Here is a 13,947-nt window from a genome sequence, read left to right as displayed (position 1 = left end):
TGACGTTGTTCAATAAAAATATGGCAAAAGAAATAAAAAAAGAAAAAAAATCGCTGGGGTCTTCTATTGAAAATTATAAAAATTGGAAGGCTGACTTTAAGAACAGGAAAAAAGAACTAGCAATTCAGCAACAGCAGAGAAAAAGAGAGCTTGAAGCAACCAGAATTTTTGAAGAAGGAGTTTCATCGGTTAAGGATTTAATTTCTCCTTCAGCTGTTCAGATAGAATTTAACCATCTAAAACTTGGTAATAAATTTGTTAGAACAATGTTTGTTTTTACTTATCCCAGATTTATTTATGCTAATTGGCTATCACCCATAATCAATCTTGATTACACAATGGATATTTCCATGTTTATTTATCCAATAGACACTAGAACAATTATGGAAAATTTAAGAAAAAAGGTTGGCCAAATGGAATCTTCTATGGTAATGAGCCAGGAGAAAGGCCAAGTTCGGGATATTAAACTAGAAACAGCTCTGGAAGATGCTGAAGAAATGAGAGATAAGCTATCAAAAGGTATAGAAAAATTCTTTCAGTTTGCCTTATATTTCACTATTTATGCAGACAGCTTAGAAGAACTGGAAATAATGACCAAATCAATTGAAACAACATTGGGCGGAAAATTAATTTATACAAAACAAGCTAATCTGCAAATGGAACAAGGATTAAATTCAACACTTCCTCAGGCAACTGATCAATTGATGGTAACCAGAAATATGGATACTTCTTCCTTATCAACCACCTTCCCTTTTACCTCTATGGAGCTTACCCAGAATAATGGGATATTTTACGGAATAAATCTTCATAATAACGGCTTGGTTATTTTTGACCGATTCAGTCTGGAAAATGCCAACTCAGTTGTATTTGCAACAGCTGGAGCTGGTAAAAGTTTTGCTGTAAAAATCGAGGCATTACGAAGCTTAATGCTCGGAACAGACATCATTATTATTGACCCGGAAAATGAATATGAAAGATTATGCGAAGCAGTGGGCGGAAGCTACCTAAGGCTTTCTCTTAAATCAAAATATAGAATTAATCCATTTGATCTTCCCCAAGTAACGGATAAAATCGAGGAGGAACAGGACGTATTAAGATCTAATATTATAATGTTGTCGGGTCTTATAAAAGTAATGCTGGGATCTCTTTCGCCTCAGGAAGAATCTATTCTTGATAGAGCTTTAGTTGAAGTTTATGCCCTAAAAGATATAACCCAAGATCCTAAAACCCATAAAAATCCTCCTCCACTTATGGAAGACTTAGAAGCAGTGCTGGAAAACATGAAAGGGGCCGAAAGTATAGTTGCCAGACTTTCCAAATTTACCAAAGGCACTTTTGCGGGACTATTTAATGAACCTACTAATGTAAATTTGGAGAATCGTTTTATGGTCTTCTCTTTAAGGGATCTGGAAGATCAACTAAGGCCAATTGCTATGTATATGGTTATGGGCTTTATCTGGAATAATATCAAAAATAACAGAAAAAAAAGGCTGCTTATTATAGATGAAGCATGGCTTTTGATGCAGCATGAAGATTCTGCCAAATTTGTATACTCACTAGCAAAAAGGGGTAGAAAATATTATTTAGGCCTTACAACCATCAGCCAAGACGTAGAAGATTTTTTAGGTTCCCAATACGGTAAAGCAGTTGTTACTAATTCAGCTATGCAGATTTTATTAAAACAATCGCCAGCTTCAGTTGATCTAATTGTTCATACTTTTAAACTAACTCAAGGTGAACGAGACTTTTTATTAAAAGCTAACGTAGGAGAAGGCATATTTTTTGCAGGCCAAAACCATGTGGCGATAAGAATATATGCTTCATTCCAAGAAGAACAACTAATAACAACAAATCCTGCCGAGGTGGCAAGGATTGAACAAGAGCAAGAAGAATATTAAAAATAATGACCAATTCTCAATGACCAATAACCAATGATTCAAAATAAAACCATTACCAATGCCTTGAAAGAACAAAAAGGGTTTTTGCCAATTATAGCCGGTTGCGTTGCTGGCTTGATTTTCTGGGGCATGATAGGAATCGTTCTTGTTGGAGTAGGGATGACTGGAGAGAAAAGCGGATCTAGCGGTGGAGGAGGATCTGGCGGCGGTGGCAATAACTGGCAAGGACCTACTGATACAACTGATACCATTGACGGCCTTACTTTGCCAGACACATCAGGAAAGTTAGGCAACGAACAACATATCCCAGGCCCTCATAATACTGATAATAAACCAGCTACTGATTTAAGCTGTATGGTCATACCACAAACTCATTATCAAGGCTCAGACTCTAATCCATTAACTTATGCTACTACGGGTTGCGGTTCTTATCATCCTTATACTCAAGACCAGGAACATTGGTATTTTAATATGAGATGGCCAAGTAGTGTTTTTAAGCATAAAAAAATAATACTCACAAACCCACAAAACGGGAAACGAGTAGTTGTCAGCATAGAAGAATATGGACCAGCAGCATTTAAAATGAAGCAAGATGGGATAAATTGCGGCGCGCCACCAGAGGTTAGGAATTATCTTCAAACAGCAGACGCTAATACAGGAGATCCTAACGACAAGAAAGGATTTGTACAAATCGGTTTTGCTCAAGATCAAAACATACCATTGGGCCCCTTACCAGATATAACACCCCAACCATTACCAATTTAATTTAAAAAATATGAAAAAAGCTATCATCATTACTATAAGCATAATAATACTACTCTTAATATATGTGTTTTTTCTAAAGAGTACACTTACTATTACACCAAAACCCTCGCCGGCTAACATTACAATTGATAAAAAACTTTTTGAAAATAGCGATAAAGCATCAATTAAACTAGGCTCAGGAAAACATAAACTGAAAATTGAAAAAGAAGGCTATGAAAATTATGAAAGCACGATAAAATTAGGATTTTTAGAAAATAAAAATATAAATATAGATTTAAAACCTACCAACGAAACTCAAGACAAACAAGACATTGAGCGCATATCAAAACAGTTTACAGAAGTGTGGTTTACATACAAAAGCCAGACAGATAAAGATTATTTAGAAAAAATAAAACCTTTTATGACAAAAAATTTCTATGAAGGAACTTATTATGTTAACACAAAAAGACCACAAGACTTTAAGGGTCAGGTGCCTTTAAATAGTCTGGCTTCCACGGCCGAAATCATAGATTACTCAGGTAATAAATCTTTGGTAAATATCACCGTGGAATCAAATGAGCCAACGACCAGCAAAAGCTACTCACAAAAAGCTATAATCACGCTTATAAAGGAAAATAATAATTGGCTGGTTGATTATCTTAAGCCAGTTTTATAATAATTTAATAAGAAAATATAAATGGCAGAAGATTATTTAGATGATGATTATAATGAAGAACCAACCCCCGAACAAGAATCAGGCGGTGGTCCCTCTATTACAGATAGAGCCGGTGATATTCAAGATAAGGCTGGCCAATTAAAAGATCGCTTTGGCAAAAAGGGAGCGGAAGAAGCCGGAAAAGAGGCTGGAGAAAAAGCAGCCGAGAAGGGAGCTGAAAAGGCAGCGGAAAAAGGCGCTGAGCAAGGACTAGCAGCTGGCGCTGGTGCAGCTACTGGCGGAGCAGGAGCTGCTGCGGTAAAAGGCGCTGAGCTAGCCTCAGAAGCATTAGAAAAAGTAGGTATATCAAAGAAAAAACAATGCGGATGCGGATGTTTGGCTTTTTTTGCGCCCGCCCTGATAATATTACCAATAGCCCTTGGCTTTTTAGGTTTAATGGAACAACCAGCCATAGCAGATCCTATTAAACCGCCCATCGGGGGCGAATCGGTCACAGGAGAATACTTTCCTGTTGTAGACTACAGAGGGGATGGAGGAGAACCGAATAATGGTATAATACCAACCTCAGCCTGCGGATGCGGAAGATATTTTGGTGCCCCAAGGAAGAACGGAAGAAAACACGCTGGGATTGACCTTCTGGATGCATTCGGCACAACTACTGTGGTGGCCGTAAAAGATGGCACAGTTGTTCGTTTTTTCTCTGATTTTTATGCCGGAACTGATGCTGTGATGATAGATCACGGTGATTATGTTATTAACTATGCCGAAATTAGAGTATCGGGCAATTTAAGATCAGTTGGAGCCGCAATAAAGGCAGGGGAAGTAGTAGGAACAATAATAGATAATAACGCTTCTGGGTCCTCAATGCTTCACTTTGAACTATACAAACCAGGGACAACGGTAAATTATCAATGGTGGGGGGCACAACCAGAACCACTGTTAGATGGAACGCAGTTTTTAAAAGACTTATTTAAAGCCACCAGTAATCAACAATTAGCATTAAAAACATCATGAACAAAAAATATATTATTTCATTTCTTATTTTTATTATTAGTATCATACTAATTTATGTTTATTCCTTCTATGGTACACTTTCCCTTAAAACCAATGCCAACGGGGTTAACTGTAAAATTAAAAAGAAGGGCTTTATAATAAATGAAGAGTTTCAGACAAAGCTTAGGTCGGGTAAATACAAAATAACCCTTCAAAAGAACGGATATAAGCCAGCAGAAAAAGATATAAAAATTGGACTATTTAAAAAGACCGTAACAGAAATAGAGTTAACACCCTTACCAGAGAAAGTTTTAGACCTATCAGTTAAAGACCCTGCGATATCGGTTGATGGCAATGAAGTTTATTACTATGATATAACTAATACAAAATTAGCAAAGTACAAAATAAAGGAAAATATGAGTATTTTTTTATCAAACGAAATAACTCAAACAGTCAATAATATCTATTGGTCACCGGATAGAAAATCAGCCATAATATTTGTTAGAGACACAAAAGGAGAAAAAGCAAACCTTTTTAACCTTCAGAATAATGAATTAAAAGCTTTGGATAAAAATATAAGCAGACCGATTACTTGGTCTCCTGATAGCAAGCATATTGCTTATAATTATTTATCAAACACTGTAAGCTCTTTAAATATCTCTGAACCTGACGGGAAAAATTGGCAAAAAGTTATTGATATAAATAATTTACAAAATATTTTTTGGCACGGTGAGAAAAAAATTACATATACTTTAATAACTAGTGACGATAATCCAATCCTACCAGCTTATGAATTATCCCTTGATACAAAAAAAGTAAAAGAAGTGCCAGATATTATTGATATAAAGTTTCTAAATACAAGACTAGGGACAATTCCTTTTATGATCAACACTCAGAGCCTGAATTTATTCTATATAAAAGATAATAATCCAACAGCTACAAACATTAAACCCACACTAGAAAACACAGTAGTTAACCCTGACCTAAATAAATTGTACTATGTAGACTATAATTCAAATAAAGCCCGGCTCATAGCATATAGCCTACAATCAAAAAGTGAAAAAGCTTATGAGCTTCCAGACAAAAATATATACAATTTGCTTATATCTCCAGAAAATAGCTCGCTCTTTTTCACTGATTCAGATAATAGCTTATTTATAATGGGGCTACCTAAAATATGAAACTTATAACAACCGTAATCAATAAAGAAGATTCAAAGGGATTGATTGAAAAACTTTCGTCTGCGGGTTTTTCTGTTACAAAACTAGAAAGCCAAGGCGGTTTTTTAGAAAACCAAAGCAATGTTTTGCTTATTGGGATTGAAGACGAAAAAACCGAAGAAGTTGTTAATTATATTAAAGACTGCTGCAAATCATGCTGTGAAAACGTTGCGCCAATACCTAAGACCATGGAGCCGGGAGAATTAATTATTCCTGAAACGGAAAAAATAACAACTTCTGGGGCAATAATATTCGTTCTGGATGTAGAAAAAATGTACAAATTATAATTTTAGATAACTCGTATATCTATCTTTGCAATAATATTTTTACCTACTTTATCGTTTATTGCTTTTTTGATTTGATCGGCTCTAAAACGAATCTCAGAAGCAGCCACCGAATTATCTGCTTTTATTTTTAGTATATTATTTTTAAAAGATATCGCTTCTGCCTGAATTTCTTTACCTAAGATGCTTGCTTTAAGTTTTTCAAAAAGAAAACATATATAGGCGGAATCCGCTATATTTTTGAGGCCTCTTTTATTAAGATTTATGTTTAGCTGTCTATTGATATGTTCCATATATAAGAAAAGTCCTAAATCCCAATTTCCAATAACCAAAAAAGTGGGTGATCATTGGAGCTTTGTCATTGGTCATTTTTTATTTCCCCGTTTTCTATTTTATAAATTTTTGCCTTTTTAAAAAAATCTTTTACATTATCTAGATGAATAGTGGTAATAATAGTCTGCTGATTACCTATTAGTTTTAAGACATTATTTGTATTGTTTGAATCTAGCTCGGAAAAAACATCATCTAAAAGGAAGATGGGGAGAATATTTTTTTCAGTTTTTATTAATTCTATTTCTGCTCTTTTTAAGTCGATGATTGCGCTTCTTTTTTCGCCCCTCGAACCATAAGACTCCAAATCTATACCGCCGAGATTAAACTTAATTATATCTCTATGCGGACCAACTGTAGTTTGGCCCATTGCTACATCTCTTTCTATTCTTTCTTTTAGTTGGCGCATTATTTTTTCTGCGGAAAAACACTGCGGTTCATATTGAAGAAATAATAATTTATCAAAAAATGCCGAACTTTTTAAGATTTCATTTATCTTATCAATTATACTTTTCCTTTTTCTAATAATACTCTCTCCGAGATTGGCTATTCTTTCGTTCCAAAAATCAAGTTCTTGTATTTTAGATCTTCCGAGACGTAAAAGTATTAAGGTTTTGTTTCTTCTTTTAATGACTTTTTCATACTCAGACAAATCAAAAAAATATTTTTTGTCTAATAAGCTAATTAATATATTTAGAAATCTTCTTTTTTTTGAGGGTTCGTTTATTATATCTAAATCGTCAACCGTAAAAATAACTATCTCAGCATTACCAATAATATCTTTCATCGGTCTTACAGCTCCATTAAGCTTACTGATCTTCTTTGTGTTTATTACAAATTCGATTTCTAGATTTTCTTTATCTTCTGTTTCAAAAAATCCCTTAATTATACCTAATTCTTCTCCTTTTAAAATAACGTCAATCTCTTTACCTTTTTTAAAGGATTTAGTTAAAGCTAAAAAGTATATTGATTCTAATAAATTTGTCTTACCTGCTGCATTCTCGCCGTTAATAATAACCAAAGGATAATTAAGATCTAATTTTAGGTCTTTAAAATTTCTTATATTTTTTATTTCTAATTTACAAATTTTCATTACTTAAAAAGTCTCTAAAAGAGACTTTTTTATTTAATTCTCTTTCTGTATGTTACAACTTTAAGCGTTTAAGGGCATAATAATGTGCAAATAATCAGGCTTTCCTTCTTGACGTATAACGCCCGGTTTCAGCTTACCGCTCACTTCCAAAGAAACGCTCGGCCCTTTAAGATTATTTAAGACATCTAATAAGTATCGGGCATTAAAAGAAATCTCACCATCGGTCCCTGTAACCTCAGCTTCTGTTTGAGACGTATTATCGCCAAGCTGAGACGTGTTTGCGGTAACAACCACCTTGCCTTTAGGGCTGAGGTTTATTTTTATACTGTTGCCGCTTTCGCGTGCAAATAAACTGGCCGCTTTAACAATTTTAATAAATTTGTGCCTGTCTATGTTTGCTTTTGTTGAATGCTGGTCAGGTATTATTTTTTCATAATCAGGAAAGTTACCATCAATTAACCTTGCAATTATATCAATATCTTTTGAATGAAAAAGAATTTGGCTTTCTCCTATAAATATATCCACACTTTCTTCAATGTCCGCTAATATTCTTTGTATTTCAGCTGTTATTTTGGCGGGTATAATTATTTTTTTAGAATCGTTTATTTCATTTTTTAATTTTAATTTCTTTTCTGCAAGCCTATAACTATCCGTCGCAACAAGTTTTAGTTCTTTGTTATCAAAGAAAAATAAAACCCCGGACAATACCGGTCTTGAATCATTGATTGCAGCCGCATAAACAACTTCAGATAAGGCATCGGATAATTCTTTGGCATTAATTGTCGTAAATTTATTTTCTTTAATTTCAGGAATAATAGGAAACTCTTCGGCAGACTGGCCTTTTATAGTTGCTTCATATTCATCTGTTAATATAGATAAGTCTGTATCATTTTCAGAAATTAATTCTATCTTATTGTTTGGAACAGAGCTTACATATTCTGTAAACAGTCTGCATGGCAAAGTAATTATTCCCTCTTTTTCAACTTTTCCCCCAACCCATTGTATTATTACCGCCTCAAGATCCGTTGTAATCATCTTTAATCTTCCGCCTTCTGTTTTTAATAAAACATTTTCTAGTATGGGTAATGAGCTTTTGCTTGTTGCTATTCTGCTTACTTGATTTAAACCTTTGTTTAGATTTTCTTGTAAACACAGAAATTTCATTTTATCCTCTCTTTCTTCCCTTCTCTTATTATAATTATTTATTATTTATTAATACAGTAGTAATAGTAAGGGGTGTGAATAATAGGGATAAGTAAACATTTAAACGTAAATATAAGCAAAAAAGGTGTTTAAAAGTATGTTAGTAAAAAGATGATATTCCTGTGGATAAAAAATCTTTTTTAAAGACATAATTTTATCCGCAGTTCCTCTGAAGTTATCCACAAAAAAACAGTTACTTATCCACACTACTATATTGTGTAAATTTTGTCTTTTACTGCATCTATATCGTGTCTTAATGTATCCTTTTCTTTAATTAAGTTTTTCATTTTCCTATACCCATGCATTATTGTTGTGTGATCTCTACCTCCCAGGGCTTTTGCTATTTGAGGAAAAGACAAGTGAAGGTCCTCTCTTAATAAATACATAATAATTTGTCTTGGCAATACTATTTCTTTATTTCTTTTGGGGCTTAATAAATCTTTTATTCGTATATCAAAAGATATTGAAACTGCGTCTAAAACCTCTTGAATTTTTATTGTTCGATTTTTTGACCTGCTTAACACCGTTTCCAGGGATGATTTTGCAACTTCTATAGAAGGGGAAGTGTTATTCAGTTCACTGTAAGCAACTACTCTTGTAAGCGCCCCCTCTAACTCCCTTACATTTTGTTGTATGCTTTGAGCTATAAATTCCATAACCTCTATTGGCATTTTTATATCCTTGCTTTTACATTTAGCTGATAAAATTGCAATTCTGGTTTCCAAGTCTGGAGCTTGAATATCTACAATCATACCTCCTTCAAATCTAGAGCGGATTCTTTCCTCTAGTGTATTTAGGGCCCTGGGAGGTCTATCACTGGATAGTACAATCTGTTTATTCAGCTCATATAAAGTGTTAAAAGTATGGAAAAACTCTTCTTGTGTGCTTTCCTTTCCAGCTAAAAACTGAATATCGTCAATCATCAAAACATCTACGTTTCTATATTTGTTTTTGAAGTCATTTGTTCTTTGTGAGCTAATGGATGCAATAAAATCATTAACGAATTTTTCTGATGGTATATAAAGAACCTTTTTCTTTGGTGATTGCTGTAATATTTCATTACCGATACCTTGGATTAAATGAGTTTTTCCCAGTCCCACCCCTCCATAAATAAAAAGAGGGTTATATTTTTTGCCAGGGGATTTTGCAACACCCAAACAAGCAGCGTGCGCAAGCTTATTGGAGTTTCCAACAATAAAGCTTTCAAAGGTGTATCTTGGATTTATAGAATAGTTTAATGGTTTTTCTTCTGGTAATTCCTGTTTTGTTTCGGTGTGAAGCTTGACTTCCTTTATTTCCATCGGAGATTTAACCTCGTATTCTATTTTTTCTACCCCACCTATAACATTTTTGAGGGCTTCCAATATATTGGCTTCGTACTTTTTCTTTAGCCAATCTTTTGTAAAAGTATTTGGTACAGCTATGGTTACTTTTTTTGTGTCATAATCTAAAACAGAGGTGTTTTTAAACCAAGTGGTAAAGTTAGCTTTACTTAAGGATAGTTCTAATTCTCCTAATACCGTTGCCCAAATTTGTTGTTTATCCATTTATGTACCCTATAAAAAATTTTAAGTGGCTTAACTTTCGCAGTATAAAAAGCATTCCACAGTGTCTCTTTATACTAACAAACTTATCCACACCTTTCAAGATATTCCTAAAACTGACTATATCTGTTACAATGTAAACATAAAATAATTTAAATTTAGGAAGAAAATGCCAAAAAAGACCTATCAGCCAAAAACAAGAAAAGCAAAGAAAGACCACGGTTTTAGAAAGCGAATGTCTACTACATCCGGTAGAAATGTTTTAAAAAGAAGAAGACAGAAAAAAAGAGTTAAGTTGTCGGCATAAGATGCTTTCTCAAGAAAACAGACTCAAAAAAGAAAAAGATTTTCAGAGGGTTTATAAGGGGGGTAAAATAAATAGTCCATTTTTTTCTTTAAGGTACCAGCACAGTAAATTAAAAAAGATTAGGGTAGGTGTTGTAGTCGGCCGTAAAGTTTCTGCTAAAAGTGTAGAAAGAAATCAGCTTAAAAGAAGAATCAGGGAACTTGTAAGAGAAATATTGCCGGATATTAAAAATAATTTAGATATTGTTCTAACTGCAAATCCTTCTAGTAAAGCATTAAATTTTCAGGACATGAGGCAGGAAATTGCAAATTTATTCAAAAGAGCAGGCTTAACCAATGGTTAAAAAGTTATTTGTAGGTGTAATAAAAATCTATCAAAGGATAATATCGCCGGATCATAGTTTTTTTTCGAGATTTTTCCCCAATGGCTATTGTCGTTTTGTGCCAAGTTGTTCCCAATATGCTATTGATGCTATTGATAAATACGGGGCTTTAAAAGGAAGTGTTTTAGGTTTTTATCGAATAAACAGGTGTAATCCATGGTCAAGAGGCGGATTTGACAAGATAGACAACGCAACATCAAAACATTTTTTTTACGGTCTAGCTTTAATCTTGCTTTACATTTTGACACTTTCTGTATTATTATTAGTTTTTGCTAATTTATATTAAACTTACAGAAGAATAAAAAAGAAAGGCAGTTTATACAAAATGAATGAGATTATGAAAAATTTAATATATGTACCTTTATATAATATTCTTATTTTCTTTTTTGCTTTTGCAAAAGATATGGGGGTTGCTGTAATTCTCTTGACACTTTTAGTGAGGGTTTTACTTATCAAGCAATCCACAAAAGCAGAAAAATCACGGCTGGCATTACAAAAACTACAGCCCGAGGTTGATAAGATCAGAGAAAAATACAAAGACGACAAAGAAAGGCAAACTAAAGAAATGCTTTCCTTATATAAACAAAAAGGTATAAGCCCATTTTCTTCTTGTCTCCCAACCTTGTTTCAGCTTCCTTTTTTAATAGGTTTGTTTGTTGTTTTCAAAAGCGGCTTAAAGAGTGGCTTCCCTTTATACGGGCCAATTAAATCTCTTCTGAATGGAACAGTTATAAATACAACAGCCTTCGGGTTTTTAGATTTAACAATAAATCCCAACGTTGGATATCTAATAATTTTACCAATTATTGCTGCAGTTACTCAGTTTGTACAATCTAAAATGATGATATCTAAAAATGCTTCGCCAGAACAAGCCAGCATGAATACCATGATGCTTATTTTCCCTGTATTAACGTTTTTCTTTACACTTACTCTTCCGTCCGCTTTATCAATCTATTGGGTTGTGACAACCTTGTTTGCAATTACCCAGCAGTATTTTATAGATAAACAGATAAACAAAGAGTCACAAATTAAATCACCCCAATCTTAAAAATAAAGGTTTTTAAAATGGATACCAAAGAAATAATCAAAAAAAGACTCGAAGATTTACTAGCATTATTGCAAATTGATGCAGACATATCCATCAAAGAAAATCAGCAAATTTTTTACGTAAATCTTTCAAAAACAGATGCTGCTCTATTAATAGGTTTTCAGGGTGAAAATTTACGGGCTTTACAGCATATTTTACGCTCTTTAATATTCAAAGATTTAAAAGGTGAAAATTTTCCTACTATAATACTAGACATCGAAGATTATAGAGGAAAAGAAGAAGATAAACTTAAAGAATTTGTCAAAAATATGGCAGAGATTGTTAAGCAAAATAATAGAGCAGAAGCATTAAAACCTATGTCATCTTATAAGAGAAGGCTTGTTCATATGGCTGTAAGCGAAGTTTCTGGTGTAGAGACTGAGAGTTATGGAGAAGAACCCGAAAGAGGCATAATTATAAAGCCTAAAACAGGAAAAGCCAGCGAATAAAATATCGAAAAAAATTATTTAGACTCAATTGTTATACCCTTTTATTAGGGTATAATTTTATTTAGGAGCTTAGTATGAAATTTACAGATACAATAACAGCTATTTCTACAGCATTTGGTAATGCGGGCATTGCCATTGTTAGGATAAGCGGCAACAAAAGCTTGCCCATCCTTAAAAAAATTTTTAAAGCAAAAGATGATAAAAACAAATTCGAAACCCACAAACTTATTTATGGCAAAATTTTAGATAAAAAAAGTGAAACTATAGACGAAGTCTTATCTGTTTATTTTAAAAAACCGAATACATATACAATGGAAGACATAATTGAAATCCAATGCCACGGGGGCTACATAACAGCTAATATTATTTTGAAAAGAATACTAGAAGAGGGTGTAAGAATGGCCAAGCCGGGAGAATTTACTGAAAGAGCTTTTTTGTCTGGGCGAATTGACTTAACACAAGCCGAAGCGGTTTTAGATATAATCCATGCTAAAACGGAAAAAGCCCAAAAAATTGCCGAGAATCAATTGCAGGGTAGTTTAAAGAAAAAAATTAAATCAATTCTTGATTATCTTTTAAATATATATACACAAATTTTAGCTAATATAGATTTTCCAGACGAAGACACACCTGAGATAACAAAAAAAGAAATTGAGAAAAAAATCACAAAACCGATTAAGGAAATTGAAGAAATCTTGTCAGGAGCAGCAACAGGCACTATTTATAAAGAAGGTTTAAAAGTTGCAATAGTGGGGTTGCCAAATGTTGGCAAGTCTTCGATTTTAAATTCGTTAGTAAAAGATGCTCGGGCAATAGTTACAGATATTCCTGGAACAACGCGGGATATATTAGAGGATCAAATAGAAATAAGAGGGCTACTTGTTAGATTATTTGATACCGCCGGTATTACAAGTACTGAAGACAAAATTGAGAAAGAAGGCATTAAAAGATCGCTTAAAGCGATAAAAAATGCTGATTTGTTGTTGTTTGTAATTGAAAATAATAATGATATTGAAAAATTTATGTCTCACTTAAAGCCAGAAGTTAAAGGTCAGTTTAAGAATAAGCAAATAATATTAATAAAAAACAAAATTGATCTTTATAAAAAGAAAACATCAATAAAAGATATTTTTGGAATGAAAATAATTAAGATTTGCGAATGTTCAGCAAAAACCGGCAAAGGGATAAGAGAAATAGAGAATACAATTTTTAATGAAATTCAAAAAAACGAAGCAGACGAAAGTATTCTTATTACAAATGTAAGACATCAAAAACTTTTAGATAAGTCTTTGAAAAATCTTAAAAAAGCTAAAGAGCTAGCAAGGGCGCAAGAACCGGAAGATAAAATATTAATAGAGTTTGATGAAGCTAATAAAGCTTTGGGTGAAATTATCGGAGAGATTACAACTGATGATATTTTAGATAAGATCTTCTCCATGTTTTGCATCGGTAAATAAAAATCAATAAAACATTTTCTAACATAGATAGTATTTCTTGTCAGCGCTTTCTTATTTATCTACAATTACTATATATAACCAATCTGTTACTGTGAGCAAAGACTTAAATACCATAGATAAACAAATAGAACTTATCCAAAAATCTACTAGAGTTACTTTTAAATCTAAAACTCTAGCCTGGTTTCACAATGACTTAAGACGAATATTCAAATTCTATTACCGCTGGCATCTTAAACCTTACTGCGGAAAAGTACATATAGGCGTACTTATCATCTATACT

General features: G+C 33.2%; 16 protein-coding genes. 12 read left to right on the top strand and 4 right to left on the bottom strand.

All coding sequences use genetic code 11. The features are described 5' to 3' along the window. Positions 1–20: 20 nt before the first annotated feature. The 6 genes from COX95_04810 to COX95_04785 are packed head-to-tail and all read left to right on the top strand — an operon-like array spanning position 21 to position 5,818. Entirely contained in the window at positions 21–1,898 is a 1,878-nt protein-coding gene (locus tag COX95_04810; protein ID PIZ85234.1) for a conjugal transfer protein TraC, read from the top strand. A 33-nt stretch (positions 1,899–1,931) separates the two neighbouring features. Next, entirely contained in the window at positions 1,932–2,663 is a 732-nt protein-coding gene (locus tag COX95_04805; GenBank protein ID PIZ85233.1) for a hypothetical protein, read from the top strand. A gap of 10 nt (positions 2,664–2,673) precedes the next feature. Continuing rightward, positions 2,674–3,318, top strand: coding sequence for a hypothetical protein (locus COX95_04800; GenBank protein ID PIZ85232.1), 645 nt, complete (start codon positions 2,674–2,676; stop codon positions 3,316–3,318). 21 nt (positions 3,319–3,339) lie between these two features. Further along, positions 3,340–4,332, top strand: coding sequence for a hypothetical protein (locus COX95_04795; GenBank protein ID PIZ85231.1), 993 nt, complete (start codon positions 3,340–3,342; stop codon positions 4,330–4,332). Then, positions 4,329–5,492 carry a hypothetical protein gene (locus COX95_04790; protein ID PIZ85230.1) on the top strand — a complete coding sequence of 388 codons (1,164 nt, stop codon included), beginning with the start codon at positions 4,329–4,331 and terminating at the stop codon, positions 5,490–5,492. The genes COX95_04795 and COX95_04790 overlap by 4 nt, the downstream gene beginning before the upstream one ends. Next, positions 5,489–5,818 (top strand): hypothetical protein, encoded by a 330-nt coding sequence (locus COX95_04785; GenBank protein PIZ85229.1) that lies wholly within the window; start codon positions 5,489–5,491, stop codon positions 5,816–5,818. Before COX95_04790 ends, COX95_04785 begins: the two co-directional genes overlap by 4 nt. Before the next feature lie 2 nt (positions 5,819–5,820). Here COX95_04785 and COX95_04780 read toward each other — a convergent pair whose 3' ends face one another. The 4 genes from COX95_04780 to dnaA form a co-directional block, all read right to left on the bottom strand. Next, positions 5,821–6,108 (bottom strand): hypothetical protein, encoded by a 288-nt coding sequence (locus tag COX95_04780; protein ID PIZ85228.1) that lies wholly within the window; start codon positions 6,106–6,108, stop codon positions 5,821–5,823. Positions 6,109–6,173: 65 nt separating this feature from the next. After that, positions 6,174–7,238 carry a hypothetical protein gene (locus COX95_04775; protein ID PIZ85227.1) on the bottom strand — a complete coding sequence of 355 codons (1,065 nt, stop codon included), beginning with the start codon at positions 7,236–7,238 and terminating at the stop codon, positions 6,174–6,176. Between the two features lie 60 nt (positions 7,239–7,298). Next, positions 7,299–8,402, bottom strand: a complete 1,104-nt coding sequence (gene dnaN / locus COX95_04770; GenBank protein ID PIZ85226.1) for a DNA polymerase III subunit beta — start codon at positions 8,400–8,402, stop codon at positions 7,299–7,301. A gap of 248 nt (positions 8,403–8,650) precedes the next feature. Next, complete coding sequence (gene dnaA / locus COX95_04765; protein PIZ85225.1) at positions 8,651–9,988, bottom strand: chromosomal replication initiator protein DnaA; 1,338 nt, start codon at positions 9,986–9,988, stop codon at positions 8,651–8,653. A 166-nt stretch (positions 9,989–10,154) separates the two neighbouring features. Here dnaA and COX95_04760 point away from each other — a divergent pair, with 166 nt between their 5' ends. The 6 genes from COX95_04760 to COX95_04735 all read left to right on the top strand — a co-directional run bounded on the left by COX95_04760 (position 10,155) and on the right by COX95_04735 (position 13,667). Next, positions 10,155–10,292: a 50S ribosomal protein L34 gene (locus COX95_04760; protein PIZ85224.1), complete on the top strand. Its 138-nt coding sequence runs from the start codon at positions 10,155–10,157 to the stop codon at positions 10,290–10,292. A gap of 1 nt (position 10,293) precedes the next feature. Further along, a complete protein-coding gene (gene rnpA / locus COX95_04755) occupies positions 10,294–10,635 on the top strand; it encodes a ribonuclease P protein component (GenBank protein PIZ85223.1) in 342 nt (113 codons plus the stop codon). Continuing rightward, complete coding sequence (locus COX95_04750) at positions 10,628–10,960, top strand: membrane protein insertion efficiency factor YidD (protein PIZ85222.1); 333 nt, start codon at positions 10,628–10,630, stop codon at positions 10,958–10,960. The genes rnpA and COX95_04750 overlap by 8 nt, the downstream gene beginning before the upstream one ends. Positions 10,961–10,999: 39 nt before the next feature. Further along, positions 11,000–11,722 carry a hypothetical protein gene (locus COX95_04745; GenBank protein PIZ85221.1) on the top strand — a complete coding sequence of 241 codons (723 nt, stop codon included), beginning with the start codon at positions 11,000–11,002 and terminating at the stop codon, positions 11,720–11,722. A gap of 17 nt (positions 11,723–11,739) precedes the next feature. Next, positions 11,740–12,210, top strand: coding sequence for a hypothetical protein (locus tag COX95_04740; protein PIZ85220.1), 471 nt, complete (start codon positions 11,740–11,742; stop codon positions 12,208–12,210). Between the two features lie 74 nt (positions 12,211–12,284). After that, a complete protein-coding gene (locus COX95_04735) occupies positions 12,285–13,667 on the top strand; it encodes a tRNA uridine-5-carboxymethylaminomethyl(34) synthesis GTPase MnmE (GenBank protein PIZ85219.1) in 1,383 nt (460 codons plus the stop codon). Positions 13,668–13,947 lie beyond the last annotated feature (280 nt).

Source organism: bacterium CG_4_10_14_0_2_um_filter_33_32, from assembly GCA_002792735.1.
Taxonomy (GTDB): Bacteria; Patescibacteriota; CPR2_A; order CG2-30-33-46; family CG2-30-33-46; genus CG2-30-33-46.
Note: the sequence above shows the minus strand (reverse complement) of the source record. Positions and strands in the feature narration are given on the sequence as shown.

Bases quoted from the DNA above. Each gene is read 5' to 3' on its own strand.
- COX95_04750 (PIZ85222.1), top strand. From the start codon at position 10,628: ATGGTTAAAAAGTTATTTGTAGGTGTAATAAAAATCTATCAAAGGATA.
- COX95_04740 (PIZ85220.1), top strand. From the start codon at position 11,740: ATGGATACCAAAGAAATAATCAAAAAAAGACTCGAAGATTTACTAGCA.
- rnpA (PIZ85223.1), top strand. From the start codon at position 10,294: ATGCTTTCTCAAGAAAACAGACTCAAAAAAGAAAAAGATTTTCAGAGG.
- COX95_04795 (PIZ85231.1), top strand. From the start codon at position 3,340: ATGGCAGAAGATTATTTAGATGATGATTATAATGAAGAACCAACCCCC.
- COX95_04785 (PIZ85229.1), top strand. From the start codon at position 5,489: ATGAAACTTATAACAACCGTAATCAATAAAGAAGATTCAAAGGGATTG.
- COX95_04810 (PIZ85234.1), top strand. From the start codon at position 21: ATGGCAAAAGAAATAAAAAAAGAAAAAAAATCGCTGGGGTCTTCTATT.
- dnaN (PIZ85226.1), bottom strand. From the start codon at position 8,402: ATGAAATTTCTGTGTTTACAAGAAAATCTAAACAAAGGTTTAAATCAA.
- COX95_04790 (PIZ85230.1), top strand. From the start codon at position 4,329: ATGAACAAAAAATATATTATTTCATTTCTTATTTTTATTATTAGTATC.
- COX95_04780 (PIZ85228.1), bottom strand. From the start codon at position 6,108: ATGGAACATATCAATAGACAGCTAAACATAAATCTTAATAAAAGAGGC.
- COX95_04775 (PIZ85227.1), bottom strand. From the start codon at position 7,238: ATGAAAATTTGTAAATTAGAAATAAAAAATATAAGAAATTTTAAAGAC.
- COX95_04735 (PIZ85219.1), top strand. From the start codon at position 12,285: ATGAAATTTACAGATACAATAACAGCTATTTCTACAGCATTTGGTAAT.
- dnaA (PIZ85225.1), bottom strand. From the start codon at position 9,988: ATGGATAAACAACAAATTTGGGCAACGGTATTAGGAGAATTAGAACTA.
- COX95_04760 (PIZ85224.1), top strand. From the start codon at position 10,155: ATGCCAAAAAAGACCTATCAGCCAAAAACAAGAAAAGCAAAGAAAGAC.
- COX95_04800 (PIZ85232.1), top strand. From the start codon at position 2,674: ATGAAAAAAGCTATCATCATTACTATAAGCATAATAATACTACTCTTA.
- COX95_04805 (PIZ85233.1), top strand. From the start codon at position 1,932: ATGATTCAAAATAAAACCATTACCAATGCCTTGAAAGAACAAAAAGGG.
- COX95_04745 (PIZ85221.1), top strand. From the start codon at position 11,000: ATGAATGAGATTATGAAAAATTTAATATATGTACCTTTATATAATATT.